Annotated in this window: 19 protein-coding genes; 12 read left to right on the top strand and 7 right to left on the bottom strand. The window is 75.1% G+C overall.

Going from position 1 to position 19,694, the window contains the following annotated elements; all coding sequences use genetic code 11:
* Nucleotides 1-36: 36 nt before the first annotated feature.
* A complete protein-coding gene (locus ACFRMQ_RS20470; RefSeq protein WP_380731918.1) occupies nt 37-1,404 on the bottom strand; it encodes a lytic transglycosylase domain-containing protein in 1,368 nt (455 codons plus the stop codon).
* A 577-nt stretch (nt 1,405-1,981) separates the two neighbouring features.
* Here ACFRMQ_RS20470 and ACFRMQ_RS20465 point away from each other — a divergent pair.
* Together ACFRMQ_RS20465 and ACFRMQ_RS20460 are read left to right on the top strand one after the other, a co-directional pair.
* A complete protein-coding gene (locus tag ACFRMQ_RS20465) occupies nt 1,982-2,365 on the top strand; it encodes a hypothetical protein (protein WP_380731917.1) in 384 nt (127 codons plus the stop codon).
* Nucleotides 2,366-2,383: 18 nt separating this feature from the next.
* Nucleotides 2,384-2,701 (top strand): hypothetical protein, encoded by a 318-nt coding sequence (locus ACFRMQ_RS20460; RefSeq protein WP_380731916.1) that lies wholly within the window; start codon nt 2,384-2,386, stop codon nt 2,699-2,701.
* A 133-nt stretch (nt 2,702-2,834) separates the two neighbouring features.
* On the opposite strand, the gene ACFRMQ_RS20455 is transcribed toward ACFRMQ_RS20460, so the two are convergent.
* Both ACFRMQ_RS20455 and ACFRMQ_RS20450 read right to left on the bottom strand, forming a co-directional pair.
* Nucleotides 2,835-4,388 (bottom strand): alpha/beta hydrolase, encoded by a 1,554-nt coding sequence (locus ACFRMQ_RS20455; RefSeq protein WP_380731915.1) that lies wholly within the window; start codon nt 4,386-4,388, stop codon nt 2,835-2,837.
* A 249-nt stretch (nt 4,389-4,637) separates the two neighbouring features.
* Nucleotides 4,638-5,585: an EamA family transporter gene (locus ACFRMQ_RS20450; RefSeq protein WP_380731914.1), complete on the bottom strand. Its 948-nt coding sequence runs from the start codon at nt 5,583-5,585 to the stop codon at nt 4,638-4,640.
* Nucleotides 5,586-5,695: 110 nt separating this feature from the next.
* On the opposite strand from ACFRMQ_RS20450, the gene ACFRMQ_RS20445 reads away from it, so the two are divergent.
* The gene (locus ACFRMQ_RS20445) at nt 5,696-6,193 is read left to right on the top strand and encodes a MarR family winged helix-turn-helix transcriptional regulator (RefSeq protein WP_380731913.1); all 498 of its coding nucleotides are present in this window, start codon (nt 5,696-5,698) and stop codon (nt 6,191-6,193) included.
* 56 nt (nt 6,194-6,249) lie between these two features.
* Here the strand turns inward: ACFRMQ_RS20445 and ACFRMQ_RS20440 are convergent, their stop codons facing one another.
* On the bottom strand, nt 6,250-7,197 hold the full coding sequence (locus ACFRMQ_RS20440) for a methyltransferase domain-containing protein (RefSeq protein WP_380731912.1): 948 nt from the start codon (nt 7,195-7,197) through the stop codon (nt 6,250-6,252).
* Nucleotides 7,198-7,226: 29 nt separating this feature from the next.
* Here ACFRMQ_RS20440 and ACFRMQ_RS20435 point away from each other — a divergent pair, with 29 nt between their 5' ends.
* The 5 genes from ACFRMQ_RS20435 to ACFRMQ_RS20415 all read left to right on the top strand — a co-directional run bounded on the left by ACFRMQ_RS20435 (nt 7,227) and on the right by ACFRMQ_RS20415 (nt 11,538).
* Complete coding sequence (locus ACFRMQ_RS20435) at nt 7,227-8,714, top strand: PLP-dependent aminotransferase family protein (protein ID WP_380731911.1); 1,488 nt, start codon at nt 7,227-7,229, stop codon at nt 8,712-8,714.
* A 200-nt stretch (nt 8,715-8,914) separates the two neighbouring features.
* Nucleotides 8,915-10,090, top strand: a complete 1,176-nt coding sequence (locus tag ACFRMQ_RS20430; protein ID WP_380731910.1) for a glycoside hydrolase family 3 N-terminal domain-containing protein — start codon at nt 8,915-8,917, stop codon at nt 10,088-10,090.
* A 55-nt stretch (nt 10,091-10,145) separates the two neighbouring features.
* Nucleotides 10,146-10,700, top strand: coding sequence for a DUF4240 domain-containing protein (locus ACFRMQ_RS20425; RefSeq protein WP_380731909.1), 555 nt, complete (start codon nt 10,146-10,148; stop codon nt 10,698-10,700).
* 306 nt (nt 10,701-11,006) lie between these two features.
* A complete protein-coding gene (locus ACFRMQ_RS20420; RefSeq protein ID WP_316525843.1) occupies nt 11,007-11,351 on the top strand; it encodes a metalloregulator ArsR/SmtB family transcription factor in 345 nt (114 codons plus the stop codon).
* A gap of 43 nt (nt 11,352-11,394) precedes the next feature.
* Nucleotides 11,395-11,538, top strand: coding sequence for a DUF6126 family protein (locus tag ACFRMQ_RS20415; protein WP_380731908.1), 144 nt, complete (start codon nt 11,395-11,397; stop codon nt 11,536-11,538).
* 19 nt (nt 11,539-11,557) lie between these two features.
* On the opposite strand, the gene ACFRMQ_RS20410 is transcribed toward ACFRMQ_RS20415, so the two are convergent.
* Nucleotides 11,558-14,089 (bottom strand): cytochrome P450, encoded by a 2,532-nt coding sequence (locus tag ACFRMQ_RS20410; RefSeq protein WP_380731907.1) that lies wholly within the window; start codon nt 14,087-14,089, stop codon nt 11,558-11,560.
* A gap of 340 nt (nt 14,090-14,429) precedes the next feature.
* On the opposite strand from ACFRMQ_RS20410, the gene ACFRMQ_RS20405 reads away from it, so the two are divergent.
* The 4 genes from ACFRMQ_RS20405 (at nt 14,430) to galE (ending at nt 18,427) form a co-directional block, all read left to right on the top strand.
* The gene (locus ACFRMQ_RS20405; RefSeq protein WP_380731906.1) at nt 14,430-15,182 is read left to right on the top strand and encodes a sigma 54 modulation/S30EA ribosomal C-terminal domain-containing protein; all 753 of its coding nucleotides are present in this window, start codon (nt 14,430-14,432) and stop codon (nt 15,180-15,182) included.
* Nucleotides 15,183-15,235: 53 nt separating this feature from the next.
* Complete coding sequence (locus ACFRMQ_RS20400; RefSeq protein WP_380731905.1) at nt 15,236-15,688, top strand: hypothetical protein; 453 nt, start codon at nt 15,236-15,238, stop codon at nt 15,686-15,688.
* A gap of 910 nt (nt 15,689-16,598) precedes the next feature.
* Nucleotides 16,599-17,240: a hypothetical protein gene (locus ACFRMQ_RS20395; RefSeq protein WP_380731904.1), complete on the top strand. Its 642-nt coding sequence runs from the start codon at nt 16,599-16,601 to the stop codon at nt 17,238-17,240.
* 170 nt (nt 17,241-17,410) lie between these two features.
* Nucleotides 17,411-18,427 carry a UDP-glucose 4-epimerase GalE gene (galE, locus tag ACFRMQ_RS20390; protein WP_380731903.1) on the top strand — a complete coding sequence of 339 codons (1,017 nt, stop codon included), beginning with the start codon at nt 17,411-17,413 and terminating at the stop codon, nt 18,425-18,427.
* 13 nt (nt 18,428-18,440) lie between these two features.
* Here galE and ACFRMQ_RS20385 read toward each other — a convergent pair whose 3' ends face one another.
* Entirely contained in the window at nt 18,441-19,124 is a 684-nt protein-coding gene (locus ACFRMQ_RS20385; protein ID WP_380731902.1) for a transglycosylase SLT domain-containing protein, read from the bottom strand.
* A gap of 72 nt (nt 19,125-19,196) precedes the next feature.
* Nucleotides 19,197-19,403, bottom strand: a complete 207-nt coding sequence (locus tag ACFRMQ_RS20380) for an antitoxin (RefSeq protein ID WP_316525851.1) — start codon at nt 19,401-19,403, stop codon at nt 19,197-19,199.
* Between the last annotated feature and the right edge of the window lie 291 nt (nt 19,404-19,694).

Here is a 19,694-nt window from a genome sequence, read left to right as displayed (position 1 = left end):
GGGGGCGGTCCCGGGTGGGGCACCGCGCCCCTGCGGTCACTTCGTCGGCGCGGCCGACGGCGAGAGCGCGGCGCTGGGGGTGGTGCTGGGCGCGCCGCTCGGAGTACCCGTCGCGGTCGGGGCCGCGGTCGGGGTCGGGCAGCCCGGGGCGGGCGTCGCCGTCGGGGTGCCGCTGGGCGTGGCGGTCGGGGACGGGGAGCCCGTCGGGGACGGCGTCCCGGTGGGCGTGGCGGTGGCCGTCGGGTCCGGGCAGCCCGTGGGTGTACCGGTCGGGGTGCCCGTGGGCGTCCCGGTGGGCGTGCCGCTCGGGTGCGTCGTCGGCGAGGCGCTGCCGCTCGGGGTGGTCGTCGGCGTCGCGGACGGCGAGGTGGAACCGCCGGGCGTGGGCGTACCGCTCGGGGTGGTGGTCGGCTGGGCGCTCGGCGACTGGCCCGGGGTGGGCGTGGCCGGACCCGTCGGCTGGGGCTCCGTGCCGGGCGTGCCGCCGCTGCCCGGGGTCGGCCCGCCGGTGGGAAGCTGCGGGCCGGTCGGGACCAGGGGCCCAGGGCGGTTCGGCACCGTGGTCACGATGCCGCTGCCGTAGTGGGCCATCCAGTTGCGCACCGTCCGCAGGTACTCGCCGGAGTAGTTGTAGCTGAGGATGGCCCGGTCGAGCTGCGCCGGGTCGGAGAGGTCGCGCCCGCCCGCGCACAGGTAGCGGCCGGCGGTCTCGGCGGCGTCGAAGATGTTGTTCGGGTCGGCCTTGCCGTCGCCGTTGGCGTCCACGCCCCAGGCGGCCCAGGTGGACTGGATGAACTGCATCGGCCCGACGGCGCGGTCCCAGCGGGCGTCGCCGGAGTAGCGGCCGCCGTCGGTGGCGGGGATCGCGGCGAAGCCGTTGCCGTCCAGGACCGGGCCGAGGATCGGCGTCAGGGTGGTGCCGGCCGCGTCCACCTGGCCGCCGTTGGCCTGGCCGGACTCGACCTGGCCGATCGCGGCCAGCAGCTGCCAGGGCAGGTGGCAGCCCGGCGAGCGCTGCGCCAGCGAGGCCTCGGCCTGGCGGTAGGCGGCGAACACGGTGGCGGGCAGCGCGGGGCCGCCGGCCGTGAAGGGGCCCGCCGAGGGCAGGCCGGGGAGCGCGCCGGGCGGCTGCGGGAGCTGGACGGTGCCGCCGCCGTCGGCGGGGACACCGGTGGCCGGGGCGCCGGTCGGACCGGCACCGCCCGGCAGGAAGCGGCCCGCGCCCTGGTCGGCGGCGCCGCTCGTGGGGCCCGCGTCGGCGGCCGCGACCGGGGCGAGCCCGATGCCCGTCACCTGAGAGCCGGTCAGGGCGGCCAGCGCGGCGAAGGCCGCCGCCGTCCCCGTGACCCGTTTTCCGATCCGGAGCTTCCGCCCGCCCTCGGTCTTGCCGATCCGCACCGTCATCCGCATACCCCTCCCCGTCGCCGTCCGGACCCTCCCGGAACGGTTGAATTGCCGTCATCGTGCCCGCCCCGCGCAGGGGACGGGACCCCCGCCGGGACGATTAGTATCACGGCGATCTGACAGGGACAGGGTGACCGGAAGGCGGACCGGGGCCCTCTTAGGGGTTAACTCGGCACTTCAGCAGGGGTGGGCCCGGGCGCGGTGTCGCGCCCGGGCCGGCCGGCCGCCCGGGCGTCCCGTTCGTCACCGCGCGCAACTCGCCTGCCCGTCCGCCACGTTGACCGAGGGGCCGACCGCGGTGGGACAGGCGCTTCCGGGCGCCGGACCGGCGGTTCGGAGCGCGGGGGTGGTGCGTGCGCGGCGTTTCGGGCTCCCGGCGCCGCCCGCCGCCGAACCCCGCTGACCTGCCGGAACGTCGGACGGCGGACCCGGCGCCCTCTAGCAGGACGGGCCCCCGCGCGCCAGGGGGTGGGCCCGACTCGGCCCTGGACGGGTGACGTTCTGGTGAAAGTGGGCATGCCAGGAATCACCGCCCGGCATGCTGTGCCGCGTGATGATGCGGATGGAGGTCCAGACCGTGAGCGCGAACCTGCCGGAGACCCTCGCCGAGGGAGCGGTGGTCCTGCCGGCCCCCCCTCGGGTGGTGGACGACCTGGCCCGTGACCTGACCAAGGCCGCCGCGGCCGTCCGGGCGGTGTCGCGCACCTTCCGCTCCGACACGGACGTCGCGGTCGCCGCGTACACCGCGGTGGTGTGCACCGGTCGGTCGGCCGCCCGCGCCCTGGAGGAGGCCGCCGCCTGGTGCCGGCAGGCCCCCGAGGCCGAGGTGCACTCGCTGGCCTGGGCGCGGGTGCCGGGGCACCGGGAGGGCGTCCACGAGTACCGGGTCACCATCGCCGTCAGCTTCCCCGACGCCGAGACCGGCGAGTACCTCGGGGACACCCATCACGCCCACCGCTGAAGTCGTATCATCACCCCCATGGTTGAGGGGGGTACGAACGACGTGGTGCGGGATTCGACAGCCGGTCCGAGCGGTCCCAGCGGTCCGGAGACCGGGGCGGACACCGACGGCCCGCGGGAGCTTCCGCGGGCCGCCGCCGTGGTGGTCACCGTGCTCGCCGCGGTCTTCGGCGCCGCGGTGCTGCTGGCGGTGTTCCACTGGCTGGGGTGGACCGTTCCGTGGATCGGCTGGATCGTCGCGAAGGCCGGGATCAAGCTCGCCGTCGGCGGCTTCGCCGGTCTGGCCGTCGGCTTCGCCTGGCTCCGGGCCAGACTGCGGACGGGGAACCGGAGTTGACCGGGGCCGTCGTCGGGCGGGGTTGCAGCCCACCGGGGTTGTAGCCGACCGGGGTTGTAGCCCACCGGGGTTGTAGCCCACCGGGGTTGCAGCCCACCGGGGTTGCAGCCCACCGGGGTTGTAACCGACCGGCCTACGACGAGGCGCAGGTGAGGTCGCGCTCGGGAGCGGTGTCCGCCAGCAGATAGCGCTCGACCACGCCGGTGACGCAGGCGTTGGACGTGGGGTACTGGCCGTGGTCGCCGTTCCCGGTGACAGTGACCAGCTTCGAGCCGCGCAGCGCGCGGTGGGCGCCGAGCGCGGCCTCGTAGTACGTAGCCGGGTCGTGCACCGAGTTGAGCATCAGCGTGGTCGGCAGATGGGCGCCGGTCACCTTGACCTCGGGCGCGGGGGCGACCGGCCAGGCGGCGCAGACCGCGCTGAAGGCGAGCGTCCGGGCACCGGCCAGCGGCCAGCGGGCGGTGTTCTCGGCGCCGAGCCGGACCCAGGTGTCCAGGTCCTTGGTCCACGGGGTGTCGTTGCACGTCACCGAGAAGTACTCGGCGAGGAACCCCGGGTCGAGGTAGCTGTTGAAGGTCTTGGCGACCGCCGTCCGGGTGGCGGGATCGAGGCCCTGCCAGTTGTCGACGGCGGCCAGGAGCCGGGCCAGGTCGGGGAAGGCGGCCGCCCGGTAGATCGCCGACATCGCGATGCTGTCCAGCTGGTTCGGGCCGATCGTCAGCGAGCCCTCGACGACGGGGGAGTCGTGCAGCGCGGCCCGGCGCCGCTCCCAGTGGGCCCGCACCTGCTCCGGCGTCGATCCCCAGTGGTAGGTGGCGTCCCGGGCCGCGAGCCACGGCACGAAGTCCTCGTCGAAGCGGCGCTGGAAGCTCATCGGCTGGCCCAGCTCGAACTTCTCCCAGGTGCCGTCGAAGCCGACGTTGCTGTCCAGCACCATCCGTTCGACCCGGTGCGGGAAGAGCGTCGCGTAGTAGGCGCCGATCATCGTGGCGTAGGAGGGGCCGTAGTAGTCGAGTTTGCGCTCGCCGAGCAGGCCGCGGAACAGGTCGATGTCGTGGGCGGTCTGCTCGGTGGTCAGGAAGGGGATGAGGTCGCCGCTGCGCTCCTGACAACTGGCGGCCAGCTTCTTCGAGTTGGCGATCACGCGGTCGATCGCGGCGGGGGACCGGTCGCGGTAGTCGCCGGCCAGGAACTCCTGGAACTCCTCCTGGGTCTGGCAGACCGCCTTGGTGCTCTGGCCGACCCCGCGCTGGTCGAAGCCCACGATGTCGTACGCGGCGCCGAGCGCCGGGGCGTCGGCGGCGAAACCGGCCGGGCGCTTGAGACCGGTGCCGCCGGGGCCGCCGGCCGCCATCAGCAGGGTGCCCTTGCGCTTGGCCGGGTCGGTCGCGCGGTGCCGGGAGACGGCGATGGCCAGGTCGGCCCCGACACCGGGGTGGTGCCAGTCGCGCGGGGCGGTCATGGTGGCGCAGTCCAGCGCGGACTGCTGGGCGCAGGGCTGCCAGTCGAGCGTCTGGTGGGTGTAGCGGGCGGGTGCCGGGTCCGCGTCTCCCGGGTCGCGGCCGGTGGCGGCGCCGGCGGTGGCGGGCGCGGCCAGGCCGGCCAGGAGGACGGCGGCGACGGTCAGCGCGGCGCGGCGGGTGCGGGGCCGGGCTGATTCGGTGGACTGGGCTGCGGTCTTGGTCACGGGAACGATCCTGTCGGGGCCCGGTTTGATGATCGATCGTGCCCGCTGCCGTCTTCGGGGTGGTGCTGGGTACACCCCCGCCGGGGCGGGGACTCCGGGTGACGCGCCTGCCCGGTGACCCGGCGGACTCGGTGACCCGGTGGCCCCGCGCCAGGGCCTCGGTCACGACCCGGTAGCCGATGTTGCCGGTGGTGCCGAACACGGTGATGCGCATGGGGGTGATCCCTGGGCGGTGGTGGCGCGACGGGGTCAGGCGTTCTCGCGGACCGGCCGTGAGCCGGCGGCCGGGGCGGGGGCGGCGGCCGGGGCGGGGGCCGGTCCGGCCGCCGAGGACGGTGCGGTGCGCGGGCGTCGGGTCTGGGCGGCGATCAGCGAACCGAGTACGACCAGTGCGCCGAGCGCCTGGAGCGGGCTGAGGTCCTGGCCGAGCGCCAGCCAGCCGAGCAGGGTGGCGACCACCGGACTGAGCAGGCCGAGGAAGGAGACCGAGACCGGTGACAGCTCCCGCAGTCCGCGGAACCAGAGCGCGTAGGTGACGGCCGCGCCGATCAGGCAGAGGTAGGCGTAGCCGAGCACGTTGGCGAGGCTGTAGTGGGACGGCGGCGCGCCCTCGGTGAGCAGGGTGACCGGCACCAGCAGCAGTCCGCCGGCGGTGAGTTGCCAGCCGGTGGTGGCGAGCATCGGCGCGGGGGAGACCCAGCGCTTGGAGAGCACGATGCCTGCGGCCATCACCACGGCACCGCCGAGCGCGGCCACCACCCCGATCGCGTCGAGCCGGGCGTCGGCCCGCAGCACCAGCAGGCTGACGCCGGCGACGCCCGCGATGCCGGAGAGCACGGTGCGCAGGGTGAGCCGGTCGCCGAGGACGAGGGCGGAGAGCCCGGCGGTGAGCAGTGGCTGGACGGCGCCGACGGTGGCCGCGATGCCGCCGGGCAGACGGTAGGCGGCGATGAAGAGCAGCGCCTGGAACACCCCGATGTTGAGCGCGCCGAGCACCAGCGAGCGCCACCACCAACTGCCCTGCGGCAGACGGCGGGTGAGGGCGATCAGGAGCAGCCCGGCGGGCAGGCAGCGGAGGACGGCGGCGAGCAGCGGCCGGCCGGGCGGCAGCAGCTCGGTGGTGATCAGGTAGGTGGTGCCCCAGGCCGCAGGGGCGAGGGCCGTCAGCAGGACGAGGGTGAGGCGATTCCTTAGCACTAAGGCAATGTATCTCAGCGCTAAGGCACTTTTCACCGCTCCCGGCGAGTGGGGTGGCTCACAGTTATCTCACTGCTAAGGAATCTCGGGGGATCGCCTACCCTGAAGCCGTGGCAGATCATGTGGACCGCATCGTCGCGCAGTGGGGCGCGGAACGCCCCGACCTGGACGTCTCCCCGATGGAGGTGTTCGGCCGGCTCAAGCGCCTCTACCGGCTGGTGGACGCGGAGCTCAACCGCACCTTCGCGGAACACGGGCTGGACGCCGCCTCCTTCGACGTCCTCGCCACCCTCAAGCGCAGCGGCCCGCCCTACCGGCTCACCCCCACCGGCCTGATGCGGTCCGCGATGGTCACCTCCGGCGCCATCACCCAGCGCCTGGACCGGCTGGAGGCCCGCGGCCTGGTCACCCGCGACCGCAGCGACCAGGACGGCCGCAGCCGCGAGGTCGCCCTCACCCCCGAGGGCCACGCCCTGATCGACCGCGCGCTGCCCGACCACCTCGCCACCGAGCACCGGATGCTGGCCGGCCTCGACGAGGCGCGGCGGGCGGAGCTGATCGAGACGATGCGCGCCCTGCTGGCGGACCTCGGGGGCGGCCCGGAGTAGTCGGGCCCGTCCCGGCGCGGTCACGACCCCCGTCCACGACCGCGCCCCGGGCGCCGCTACGGCCTGACCGCCACCGCCTTGAAGAACGCGTAGTGGAACGTCCCGCCCGGCTCGGCCGCGCGGCGCAGCTCCGCCACGCCCCGGTCGAACTCCTCCGGGGTGGTCAGTCCGGCGGCCAGCGCCTCCGCCCGGACGGCCTCCACCATGGCGACGAAGGTCCGCAGCGTGAAGCCCTCCACCAGGGCCGGGCGCGCGCAGTCGGCGTAGACCGTCCGCGGGCGGACCGTCACTTCGGCGAACCCGGCCTCCGTGAGCAGCGGGTGCAGGCGGCGGCCGAGCAGGCCGTCGCCGCCGGAGCGGGCCTGGAGCCGGACCAGGTGGTCGACGGTGCGGCGGGCCGCCGGGCTCTCCGGGTGGAAGAAGGCCGAGCCGTGGTCGCCCTCGATCACCGTGATGGTCCCGCCCGGCCGCAGCACCCGGCGCAGCGCGGCCAGCCCGGCCGCCGGGTCGGGCAGGTGCTCCAGGACGAAGCAGAGGAAGACGTGGTCGAAGGAGCCGTCCGGGAACGGCAGCCGGCGCAGGTCGCCGTGGTGCCAGGTGACGTCCGCGCCGGGCGCCCACGCAGTCACCCGGGCGCGGGCCCGGGCCAGCGACTCCGCCGAGAGGTCCGCCGCCGTCAGCCGCACCCCCGGACTGGCGGCCAGCAGGTGCACGGTCTGCGCCCCCACCCCGCAACCGGCCTCCAGCAGCCGGCTGCCCGGCGGGTAGGCGGTCCCCGCGTGCAGCAGCTCGGCGAGGGTGTCGGCCTGGTCGCCGAGGCGCCGCGCCTCGGTGTCGGAGTAGCCGTGGACGTAGTCGTGGCCGGGATTCGGCGTGGTGGGTCCGGCCGGCGAGACCGGTGCGTCCGTGGTGGGCGCGGTGGGCGCTTCGGTGCCGGCCGTGGTGGGCGCGGTGGGCGTTTCGGTCGCGGGCGTTCGCGGCGTGGTGGGCGTTTCCGTGGTCATGGCCCCACCCTCGCCGCCACTATGGTCCGGTGAACAGGTCCAAAACCGAGGCATCCGACCGGTCCAAAGAGGCCGGCGCCGACTTCCTCCAGCTCGACGCGGCCGACGCCCCGCCCGGCGGCCTCACCGACTGGCTGGCCCGCCGACTGCGCGAGGCCGTCGCCGACGGGCGACTCCCGGCCGGGACGCGGCTGCCCGCCGGCCGGGTGCTGGCCGCCGAACTCGGTGTCTCCCGCGGCGTGGTGACCGACGCCTACCAGCGCCTCGCCGAGGAGGGGCGGCTGGCCGGCCGCGGCCGGGGCGGCACGGTCGTGGTCGCGATCCCCGCCGCGGCGGCCGAGCCGCCCGCGACGGCGGCGCCCCGTGGGGTCCCGGCGCTGTTCCGGGACGACCCCGACCCCGAGGTCTTCGACCTGCTGCGCGCCACCCCCGCCCGGATCGACCTCACCCCCGGCGTGCCCGACCTCGCGGCCTTCCCGCGCGCCGCCTGGCTGCGTGCCGAACGCGCCGTCCTCGACGGCCTCGCCGCGCACGACCTCGGCTACGGCGACGTACGCGGCACCCCGGCGCTGCGCCGGGCCGTCGCCCACTGGCTGGCCCGCAACCGGGGCATCCGCGCGGACCCGGAGGAGGTGCTGATCGTGGCCGGCACGGCCCAGGCCCTCGCCCTGCTCGGCCGCGCCCTCCGCCGGGCGGGCATCGACGAGGTCGCGGTCGAGGACCCGGGCTCGCTCGGCGCCCGCCGGCACCTCGCCCACTGGCTCACCGCCACCCCGCCCGTCCCGGTCGACGCCGAGGGCATCCGGGTCGACGCGCTGCGCGCCACCGGGGCGCCGGCCGTCCTGCTCACCCCCGCCCACCAGTACCCGACCGGCGTCGTCCTCGGCGGCGACCGCCGACGCGAACTGCTGCGCTGGGCGGGTGAGGGCGGGCTGGTCATCGAGGACGACTACGACGCCGAGCACCGCTACGACCGGCCGCCCGTCCCTGCCCTGCGGGCCCTCCTGCCGGACCGGGTCTGCTACGCGGGCAGCATCTCCAAGCTGCTCGCCCCCGCGCTGCGCACCGGCTGGCTGCTGGTCCCGGCCCGACTGCGGGACGCCGTCCTGGACGCCAAGCGCTTCGCCGACCTCGGCAACCCGGTGCTGCCCCAGCTGGTGCTGGCCCGGCTGATGGAGTCCGGTGAGCTCGACCGCCACCTGCGGCTGCTGCGCCGCCGCCACCGCCGCCACCGGGACGCGATGATCGCCGCCATCCGCACCCACCTGCCCGACGCCATCGTGCACGGCGCGGCGGCGGGGCTCCATCTGATGCTGACGCTTCCGGAGGAACTCGGCTGCACCGACACCGAGTTGGCCACCGCCGCGCTGGCCGAGGGGGTCAAGACGCAGCCGCTGTCCTGGCATGCCCGGCTGCCGTACCCGCCGGGGCTGGTCCTCGGCTACGCGGCGGGGTCGACGGCCGAGATCGCCGAGGGCGTGGCCGTTCTGGGAAAGCTGGTGCGCCGGTCGTCCTAGGTTCTGTCCGGCCGGTCGTGCCGGGCGGGCTGGTCCGGCTCCCGAGGTCGAACACCCGGTCGGCTCAGTCGGGCTGACCGGGCCTCCCCCCGGTGCCTTTACAGTCGGACCATCGGAAGAATCTGGTGTGCGGGGGAATGTCGATCCCCACCCCTGGGTAAGTTGACATGTCGAAGTCAAATGCTGACCCGGGAGGCGTGATGGTCCCGTTCCGCAGTGTCGCCCAGTTCGGAGTCGTGCTGGCCGTCATGGGCGCCGCGCTCGGGCCGGCCCCGCTCGGCTCGCCCGTCCGTCCGCAGGATGCTCCGAGTGCCGCGAGCGCGCCGGGCGCTCCGAACGAGGGGAACGCCGCGATGGCCGACCGGCACCAGGAGGACTCCCGGGTGCTCGCCGGGCGGCGGATCGTGCTGTCGTACCCCGGCCCGACGCCTCCGGCCGGGGTGCTCCGCGCGATCCGGGAGGGTCGGGCCGCCGGGGTGATCCTGTTCGGCGAGAACATCACCAGCCCGGACCAACTCGCCGAAGCCGTCGCGGTGTTGAAGCAGGCCGCGGCCGAGGCCCCGCACCCGCGCACGCTGCTGCTGATGACCGACCAGGAGGGCGGCAAGGTCCGCCGGCTGCCCGGTGCGCCCGAACTCTCCGCCCGCCGCGCCGGGTCGGCCGCGGACCCGGTCGCGGCGGCCGCGGACTCCGGCGCCGGCGCGGCCCGGACCCTCGCCGACGCCGGGCTGAACCTCAACCTCGCCCCGGTGCTCGACGTCTACGACACGCCGGACAACTTCATCGACCACTCCGAGCGCTCCTACGGCCAGGACCCGGCCAAGGTGGCCGAGCTGGGCGCCGCCTTCCTCACCGCCCAGCAGGGCCTCGGCGTGGCCGCGACCGCCAAGCACTTCCCCGGCCTCGGCGCCGGGCCCCGGGGCGCGAACACCGCCGCACCGCCGGTCCCCCGGACCGGCCCGCGCCCGGCCCGGGGCTCCCGAGGCGAGGCCCCGTACCGCGGCGCCATCGCGGCGGGCGTCCGGCTGGTGATGGCCTCCTGGGCGGTCTACCCGGCGCTGGACCCGGACCGCCCGGCCGGGTTCTCGCCCAGGATCATCCAGGGCGAGCTGCGCGGGCGGCTCGGCTTCGAGGGCGTGACCGTCACCGACGCCATGGAAGCCGACGCGCTCGCCCCGTACGGCGGCACCGGCGACCGCGCGCTGGCCGCCGCCGAGGCCGGGATGGACCTGCTGCTCTGCTCCGGCCGCGACCCCCAGCAGGGCGAGGACGCCACCGAGGCGCTGGCCGCCGCCCTGGACGACGGCCGACTGGACCGGCACGCCTTCGCCGACGCCGTCGCCCGGGTCGACGCCCTGCGCGCCTCGCTGGACTGAACCGCCGGCCGACTGTCGGTGCCGACTGTCGGTGCCGCCCGGCAGAGTGCCGTCCATGGACACCGACGAATTCTGGGCCGTCATCGCCGCCGCCCGCGCCGACATCGGCCCGGACCGCCCCTTCCACAAGGCCCTGGGCGAGCGCCTGACCGGCCTCGGCGTGCCCGCCATCCTCGCCTTCCAGGAGCGCTACGAGCACCTGCACCGGGAACTCGAGCGCTGGGACGTCTGGGCGGCCGGCTACCTCATCGGCGGCGGCTGCTCGGACGACGGCTTCATCGACTTCCGGGCCGGTCTGATCGCCCTGGGCCGGGACTGGTACGAGCGGGCCGCCGCCGACCCCGACGGCCTGGCGGACCACCCGGCGGTGGCCGACCTGGAGTCCCTCTGGGGCGAGGAGCCCTTCTTCTACGAGGAAGTCGGCTACGCGGCCTCCCGCGCCTACGTCAGGCTGCTGGGCGAGGACGCGGACCTCCACCGGGACCTCGCCCCCGCCCGGACCGAGCGGGGGCCCGACATGGGCGAGGATTTCGACTTCGACGACGACGCGGAGATGCGCCGCCGTCTGCCCCGTCTGGCGGCGCTGCTGCTGGAGCCGGTCGCCGGCTGAGTGGCGGGCGCCGACGCCTGGGTGCGGCGGTCCGGCCGTTCGATCGGGACCGTACGATGGATCGCCCGGCCGGGGCTCGCCGAGGAGGGTCATCGGGGGCCGCGCACTGTGACGACTTGAAGAAATCTTCATCTGTCGCGATGATGCCTAGGCCGTGTCTCATGACCCGCGTCGGATCAGCGCCCGGCGTCGCGCGCCCGACGGGAATCGTGAGACTCGGCCCAGCGGCCGTGGCACCGATCCTGCCCGGCCGGACGACCACCGGCCCCGGGCGACCACCGGGCTGGACGAGGGAGAGGGCGGACGATGCCGGTACCGCTGTACCAGGCCAAGGCGGAGTTCTTCCGCACCCTTGGCCACCCCGTGCGGATCCGGGTCCTGGAGCTGCTCCAGGACGGGCCCCGGCCGGTACGCGAGCTGCTGGCGGAGATCGAGGTCGAGCCGTCCAATCTCTCCCAGCAGCTCGCGGTGCTGCGCCGCACCCAGCTGGTCACGGCGACCCGTGAGGGCAACACCGTGGTGTACGCGCTCAGCACCCCGGACGTGGCCGAGCTGCTGAGCGCGGCCCGCCGGATCCTGACCGAGTTGATCACCGACCAGGGTGCGCTGCTCACCGAACTGCGCGCCGCCGGCGGTCGGCAGTCCCGCTGAGCCGCGCCCGGCCCGTCCGCCCCACCCGAGGAGTTGCACCACCGTGAGCCAGAGCACGAACGACGGCACGAGCGAGGAGAAGCGGCGCCGCAAGGCGATGCTGATCCGCGCGGGCATCTACATCTTCGCCACGCACCTGTTCGCCGGTTTCGTGCTGCTGCTGTTCGCGCTCGGCGGCCGGAAGTAGCGCGCCGGGCGGGACCGGCTCACCCGCGCGGCCCGTCGTCCGGCACCACGTAGCGGTCGCTGGTGCTGCACCAGGCCTGCACGCCGACGACCAGTTGCCGGGTGCCGTCCAGGTACCAGCGTTCGGCCGGGTGGCGGCGCAGCAGTTCGCGGCGCAGCAGTTCGCTCTCCTGCCGCAGTCTCGCCACCCGGGCGCGCACCGCGTCGACGGCCCGGCCGCGAGTGCAGCCGTACGACCGCTGGAGGGTGAGCACGGTGTTGAACGCGGCCCCGCTCTGCCGTTCCTCGCGCTCCAGCGAGTAGAGGTCGTTGAGCAGCGTCGCGGCGTCGGCGGTGTTGGCGCGCAGCCGGTGCAGCGCGGGCTCCGCGTGCAGCGCGGCCGGGGCGTCGGCCCCGTGGACCCGTTCCATTATGTTCATGAACGGGTAGAGGCAACTGCCGTGCCGGCGCAGTCGCATGGTGTCCGTCAGGCCGAGGCCGCGGGCGGGGACGGTGCCCCGGGCGCGGTGGTCGGCCTCGGCGGGGAAGGTGGCCAGGCAGGCACGCCACTCCCGGGCCGCGCGGGCGCGCCACTCGGGGGACATCGAGGCGGTCTGCCGGGTCCACAACTCGCGCCAGGATTCCAGCAGTCGGTCGTCGGACGGGCCGTCGGCGCGGGCTTCGTCCAGGACCGCGACCAGCGGGTCCACCACGGCGTGGGCCTCGACGGGGTGGCGGCCGGGCGACTCGTCGAAGCGGTCGTCCAGGATGGTGAACCAGCCCAGCACGTCCACCAGGAGGTCGAGTTCGTCACCGTCGACGCGGGGGAAGGCGCGGCCGATCAACTCGTGCAGCGCGTAGGCCCGGTAGCGGGGGAGCTCGGGCGGGGTGAGCAGGCCGTGGTCGACCACCCAGTCGGCGTGCCGGTCGGCGGCGGCCCGCAGGTCGCGGGGCGGACGGGGGCCGGCCGGCCGGGTGCGGTCGGCGCCGCCCGCGGGAGTGGCCTCGTGGGCGGCGCCGGCGAACGGGCACCAGCCGGGTGGCGGCTCATCGCGGGAGGAGGTCACGGTGCCCCCTGGTGGGGCTGATTCCCCGGGTGAGGAGGCGTCGCCCTCGCGGGAGGCCGCCGTGGAGCCCCCGCGGGGGGAGCGTGCGCCGCGCGGCGCGAGCCGGACCCGCAGGCCGTGGGCCTGCACGGTGGTCCACACCACCTCGCGGGCTCGCGAGCCCTGCACCGCCACCGGCCGCCAGCGGCGCAGGATCGCCGCGGCCGCGACGGTCAGCTCCGCCCAGGCGAAGGCCTCGCCGACGCACTTGTGCTTGCCCGCCCCGAACGGCAGGAAGGACGGGCGCCCGGTGCCGCCGGTGTCCTGCCAGCGTTCGGGCCGGAAGCTCAGCGGTTCGGGGTAGCGCACCGGGTCGCGGTGCAGCGCGGTGAGGCTGTACAGCAGCTCGGTGCCGGCCGGGACGTGGTACGGGCCGAGTTCGACCGGCACCCGGGCGGTGCGCATCAGGAAGGCGTTCGGCGCGTGCAGCCGCACCACCTCCTGGGTGACGCCGCGGGTGTACGCGAGCCGGCCCAGCGCCTCGGGCGTGGGGACGGTGCCCGCGGGCAGGTGTTCGTCCAGCTCGGCGAGGATCCGCGCCTCCACCTCGGGGTGGCGCAGCAGTTCGTCCAGCAGCCAGGTGAGCGTGGTGGAGACGGTCTCGGTGCCCGCGCCGAACATGGTGATCGCCTCGGAGCGCACGTCCGCCTCGGTGAGCGGGCAGCCGGTGGCCGGGTCGGTCGCGGCGCGCAGCAGCGCGGGCAGGGTGGGCGGGTTCGGCCGGACCGGCCGGCCGGAGGCGGCCTCGGTGCGGCCCTTCAGGGCCTGGTCGACCACCCGGTTGAGCACCCGGACGGCGTCGTCGAACCGCCGGTTGACGGGCAGCGGCAGCCGGGCGAGCGCCGGGTTCGGGTAGAGGGACTGGACGATCTGTCCCTTCACCAGGCCCGGCAGGGCCTGGTGGAAGGCGAGTGTGGCCTCCTCGCACAGCTGGGCGTCGAACAGGGCGCGGGTGACGATCTCCAGCGCCAGGTGGTTCATCTCCTTGGCCACGTCGAGGACTTGGCCGGGGCGCCAGCGAGCGGTCCGCTCCTCGGTGACCTGCTGCATCACGGCCAGGTACTCGCTCATCCGGTCCGCGCCGAAGGCGGGCTGGATGGTCCGGCGGCGGTCGCGGTGGGCCTGCCCCTCGGACATCAGCAGGCCGTCGCCGAAGGCCGTCTTGAGGGTGTCCTGGACGGCGCCGCGCGGGCAGTCGTGGGCCAGCGCGACGAGCAGGGTGTGGACCAGCCGGGCGTCGGTGACCACGCAGACGGTGCGCGGGCCGAGGCGGATGCGGACGACCCCGCCGTGGCGGGAGAGCGAGCCGAGGAAGCCGAGGGGGTCGCGCAGCAGGGCGGCGGCGTGCCCGAGGCCGGGCAGGGCGCCGGGCGCCATCGGGGGGACTGCGGCGCGGGCCAGCGGCGAGGGACCGGGGGCGGTTCTCGGGGGGACGATCAGCTTCCGCGTCTCGGTCAGCAGGGACATGACACTTCCTCTCACCAGAGTGGCCGGCTCGGGTGATGCCGGGTGGCAGTGGCGGGCCGGCCGCGTGGCGGGGGACCGCCCAGCGCGGGCCCCGCGCGCGCCCCCGGGCGGAGGGCGCACGTTTGGCAAACGCGCCGGTTTCCCGAGCGTTGCGCCGAATGTGCGGGGATCACTCCAACGGCGGAGTGGATCGACCCTTTCGTGCGTGCTCGAAGACCGGTGTTGACCTGCGCGGATGCTGGTGCCCGGGCGGTCCGCGGCGTTCCGGAGGGCAGGGTCTTTCGGCCCTCGCCGTACGGGCGTGCGAGGGACAGCATGGATGCGAAGAAGGAGGCCCCTGATGACCCGTCTGCGCCACCGGCCCGCCCTCGACGTCCGGGTGGAGATCCGCGGTGAGCTGCCGCGCGAGGACGCCGAGTACGCCCGGGCGCGGGCGCTGGAGACCGCCACGGCGCTCGGCCCCGACGCCCACGCGCTGAGGCTGCGGCTGACCCGCTCGCGCGACCGGTCGATGGCCCGGCCGTCGCTGGCCCAGGCGCACGTCGAACTGGCGGACGTCGGGCCGGTGCGGGTGCAGTTGGCCACCGGCACCGCGCGGGAGTCCGTCGACCTCGTGCTCGGCACGCTCGCCGGGAGGGCCGTCCGGCTGCGCGAGCAGGGCGACATCGGCTTCGCCGTCGCCTACGAGAGCGCCTACCGCCCGCAGTTCGCCGACCGTCCGCTCGCCCAGCGGCGGATCGCCCGGCACAAGGCGGTGGTGCTCGCCCGCCGCACGCCCGAGCGGGCCGCGCTCGAACTGCTGGCCCTCGACCGGCGGTTCCACCTCTTCGAGGACGCCGTGACCGGGCGGGACAGCCTGGTCCACCGCTGCTCGCCGGGTGGCGGGGTGGAGTTGTGCGCCGCGGCGCCCTCGCTGGACCTCGCCGAGGCGGCCCGCCGGCTCTGGCTGATCAACCGCCCGTTCGTCGGCTACACCGATCCCGGCGACGGCCGGGTCCGGGTGCTGTACCGCCGCTTCGACGGCCACTACGGCCTGATAGCGCCGGTATCGGACGGCCGGATCGGGGCAGGAACCCTGTCGGCACTGGACTGACACCGCGGCACGACGACCACACCACGAAATCTCCACGACAGGGGGCCGGGACCATGGACTGCGACGAGGTCATGCTGACCGTCCGGATCACCGCCGCCGAGCGCGCGCTGCTGCGCGACCTCGCGCGCGGGCACGGCGGCGACGTCTCCGAGGTGGCGGTGGACGGGCTGCTGGAAGTCATCCCGGCGCTGTACGGCGACGCGTCCGTGCTGCCGCTGCTGCGCGTGCTGGCCAGACCGGCGCCCTTCGCGCTCACCCTCTGGCTGCCCGCCCCGGTCGCGGACCTGCTGCCGCTGCTGGGTGAGCGGCTGATCCGCACCGGCGGTCCGGCGGCCGGGCAGGCCAGCGCGGCGCTCTCGGCGGCGCTGCGGCTCTGGCTCGCCGGGGACCGGAGCGCACTGGCGGCCGGGCTGGCCCGGCTGCACGGCGGCTGCGGCGCGGTGGCGGTACGGGCCGGGATCGGTACGGCGGCCTTCGCCCTGACGCCGGTGAAGGCAGCGGCCTGAGGCTCCCGGGGTGGTGAAGGCGGCGGCCTGAGCCCCCGGGTTTCCTGACGATCCGTCATGTGCCAAGCCGGTGATGGCATGTCCGGGGCGGGAAATCTCCTGGTCGGAGCACTGTTCAGCTCCCGGTGACGGGTCTAGCATTCCGTCACGGCCGACGGAGTCACCTGCCCCGGGACTCCGGCCGGGTGGCCGCCACCACTCCCTGCCGGGGAGCGCTCCCCCCTGTTGCGCTCCCCGGCTCCTCCCTGCCCCGCCCCGCCCCGCCGTGCCCGGCGCCTCGCCCCGTGCCCCCCGCGTCGTGCGGCCGATCGGCCGATCGGCACGGGGACTTTCTGTTATCTCCCGCCTCCTCCTCCGCTCTCCGGATTGTCGCAAGTCCGTGTCCCCGCAGGGGCGCGGGCCGTCGAGCGAGGAGAGGAGCGCACCTGTGCCGGCCGCGAGGGCGAGGTCCGCGGATCGGCTCGCAGGGCCTGGGGCCGGCGGTGAACACCGTTCGGATCGCGTCGAATTCGGCCGATCCGATCCATCCCGCCGGTCCGGTCTCCGCCGGGCGGTCGCGGCAACTCGCCGCAGCCGGGAGCGGATTCACCCCCACCGCGAACGGCGCGCGCCTGGGCCCGTCCACCGCTGGGGCCGCCCCTGCGGCGGACGGCCGCCGGAACTCCCGGCCCCACGAGCGCCCTTGCCGGAACTGGTCGTCCGTGACGTCCTCATGTGTCGTTGCGGGTAAGGCTGTTCCTGTGAGCCCGTGAAACCGGCCGTCCCGTACGTCGGCCGCCCTTCGATCGATATCCGCCAACGCCCGTGCGCCCCATGGCCCGCGGGCCTGAAGCACGTCGAGCGTCCGCTGCCCACCCAGCGGCGGCTGTTCCCGCCTCCCTGCCCCCACACCGTCCGAGGACCCGCCCGTATGCGAACCCGTCTCCGCCCCGCCGCCCTCGCCCCCGCCCTCGCCGCCGTGGTCGTGCTGGCCGCCGCCGCGCCCGCCGCCGCTCACGATGACGGCGTCCACCTGGACGTCACCGGCCAGCGGAACGGCCGCGTCAGCACCGTCGCGACCTGGGAGAACGACCACGACCCGGTGGCCGGGGAGTTCGCCGGCACGCTCTCCGCGACCGCCGACGACGGCCGGAGCGTCGGCCCGTGGCGGCTGGTCACCGTCTCCGGCCACCCGGGGACGTACACCACTCGGGAGGCGCTCCCCGTCGGGCGCTGGCGGGTGGCGGTGGACTGCTCCTTCCCCGCCGCCGGGCACGGCGAGCGCGAACTCGCCGTGGACGCCGTGGTCGTCACCGATCCGGCACGCCCGGGGGAGCAGGTCTCGCCGCTGCCCGAAGCCCCGCCGTGGCCCACCGAGGTGAACCCGGCCCCGCTCCGGGAGACCGGCGCGGCACCGGGAACCACCGCCGCCCCGGTGGCCGCCCGGCAGACCGCGCCCGGCCGCGTCCACGCGACCACCTCCGGCGCCACCGTCTGGGCCGCCATCGGCACCGCCTGCACGGCCGTCGTCCTGGTCGCCACCGGGCTCTGGATGCGCCGCCGTCGCGGCTGAGCCGGCCGGAGCCCCTGCGGGGTCCCCGCGAGGCCGCGAAGGGCTGCCCGGGGCCGCCCGCCGATCCGGGCGGCGAGCCCCCGTCCGGAACCGGTCGGGCGCGAACCGACGTCCTTCCCGGTCAACGGGCGTCATCGGGCGTCCGGCCGATCGCAAGGGAGCGTCCGCGCATGAAGAAGGTCCTGATCACCGGTGGCGCGGGATTCATCGGCAGCACCGTCGCCTCCGCCCTGCTCGACCGGGGGATCACCCCGGTCGTGCTGGACGACCTCTCCCGGGGGCGGGTCGAGTTCGTCGAGGACCGGATCTTCTACCGGGGCGACATCGCCGATGCCGCACTGCTGGAGCGGATCTTCGCCGAGCATCCCGACATCGACGCCACCGTGCACTGCGCCGCGAAGATCGTCGTCCCGGAGTCGGTGGCCAAGCCGCTGTACTACTACCGGGAGAACGTCGCCAAGACCGTCGAACTCCTGGACGCCCTCCAGCGCCACGGCTGCACCCGGGTCGTGTTCAGCAGCTCCGCCTCGATCTACGCCCCCACTCCCGACGCCCGGGTGGACGAGAGCAGCCCGGTCGACGCGAGCAGTCCGTACGCGCGCACCAAGCAGATGATGGAGCAGGTCCTCCGGGACTGGACCCGGGGCGAGGGCGCCGAGCGCCAACGCGTCATCGCCCTGCGCTACTTCAACCCGATCGGCGCCGACCCCCGACTGCGCACCGGGCTGCAGGACCTCCGGCCCACCCACGCCCTGGGCAAGCTCATCGAGGCGCACACCACCGGCACCCCGTTCACCGTGACCGGCACCGACTGGGCGACCCGTGACGGCTCCGGCATCCGCGACTACATCCACGTCCAGGACCTCGCCGAGGCGCACGTCGCGGCGCTGCTCCGGTTCGACGAGGTGATCGCCCCGGGCGTGGCGGACCGCTACCGGGTGATCAACGTCGGCACCGGCGACGGGACCACCGTGCGGGAGTTGATCGCCGCCTTCGAGCAGGCCGTCGGCACCAGCCTGGAGGTGCGGGAGGCCGGGCCGCGACCCGGGGACGTGATCGGCTGCTACGCCGTCGTGGAGACCGCCCGGGACCTGCTCGGCTGGCAGCCCCGGCGCCGCCTCGCCGAAGGGGTCTCCGACGCGCTGGCCTGGCGGCGGGTCTGGTCGGCCCGGATCGGCGTCAGCTGACGGCCGCGGGGCGTCACTTCACGGCTTCGCCGGACTTCGGCCAGTTGTCGCGCAGCCGGTCCAGGTAGGACTGCGCCTGGGAGCCGGTCTTGACGCCCCGGGCGAAGGCCAGCATGTTGCCCGCGCCCGCGTTGTAGCCGAGGGCGACGAGCTCGTCCCGGGTGAGCGACACGCCCGGGCGGGCGGGCAGCTGGGCGGCGAGGTCGTGCAGGTGCCAGGCGGCCGCCCGGACGGCCAAGTCGCGGTCGTCCGGCAGCTCCTCCCACTGGCGGGAGGCGAAGGGACGGCCGGGTTTGGTGTCGTCGAAGGCGGCCCGGTGCATGTTGGCGATGCCGAAGGAGGCGTCCGGTTTGCCGCGCTGCCAGGCCCGTTCGAGCTCCGGGTCGTGCGGCTTGTACGACTCGTTGTAGAGGATCGCCATCAGCAGCTGCGGGTTGACCCCGGCCTCGGCGGCGTACTGGCGGACCGGCGCCGCGTAGTCGGCGGGGTCGTAGACGCCGGAGGGCTTCGGGGGCTTCGACGGCTTGGCGGAGGATCCGGCCGAGGGCGCGGCTCCGGCGGAGGAGGCGGCCGGGGAGGGGTCGGCGGAGGCCGCGCCGTCGTGGCCGTTGCCGCGGACGAGGCCCAGTCCGGCCACGACCACGACGCCGATCACCAGCCAGCGCCCCCGGCCGGACCCCTTCTTCTCCTCGCTCACCGCTGCCGCCCCCTCCCCGTTCGCCCGCGCGCCCGTTCGACCGCCGTGCGGCTGCTCGTCTCCCGCGGCAGGTTACTCGGCGGGCTTCTGGTCGCCGTCGAGGTTGCGCAGGAAGTCCTTCGCCTTCTCGACACCGGTGTCGATCTGGCCGCTGAACTTGCCGTCCGTGCGGTCGTCGATCGCGTCGCCGACCTTCTCCAGGCCCTGCCCGATCACGTCGCCGTGGTCACGGGCGAGGTCGGTGGCCTTGTCCGCGAGGTTCTTCAGACTCTCAAACATGGTGACGCTCTGCTCCTCTGATGCGTTCCTGATGGTGTGCCGACGTGGCGGGGATCATCACCCATCCTAACGACGGCCACCAGAGGGTCTGCCGCTGCCGGGTGACAGCGGATGACTTTGCTGAAATGGGTTTGTATGCTCCAGCCCGTCTTCTACGGCGATGTAGAGGTCGGGACCTCCGCCAGGATGTCGCCGGGACGTCACCGGGACCGGGGACGTCCCGGCACGCGCGGCGGTGCGCCAGCGCACCGCCGTGGCCGCAACGATCGAGGGAAGTGCGCATGGCCGGTC

This window comes from Kitasatospora sp. NPDC056783, assembly GCF_042789895.1.
GTDB lineage: Bacteria > Actinomycetota > Actinomycetes > Streptomycetales > Streptomycetaceae > Kitasatospora.
This window is presented reverse-complemented; position numbering and strand designations above follow the sequence as displayed.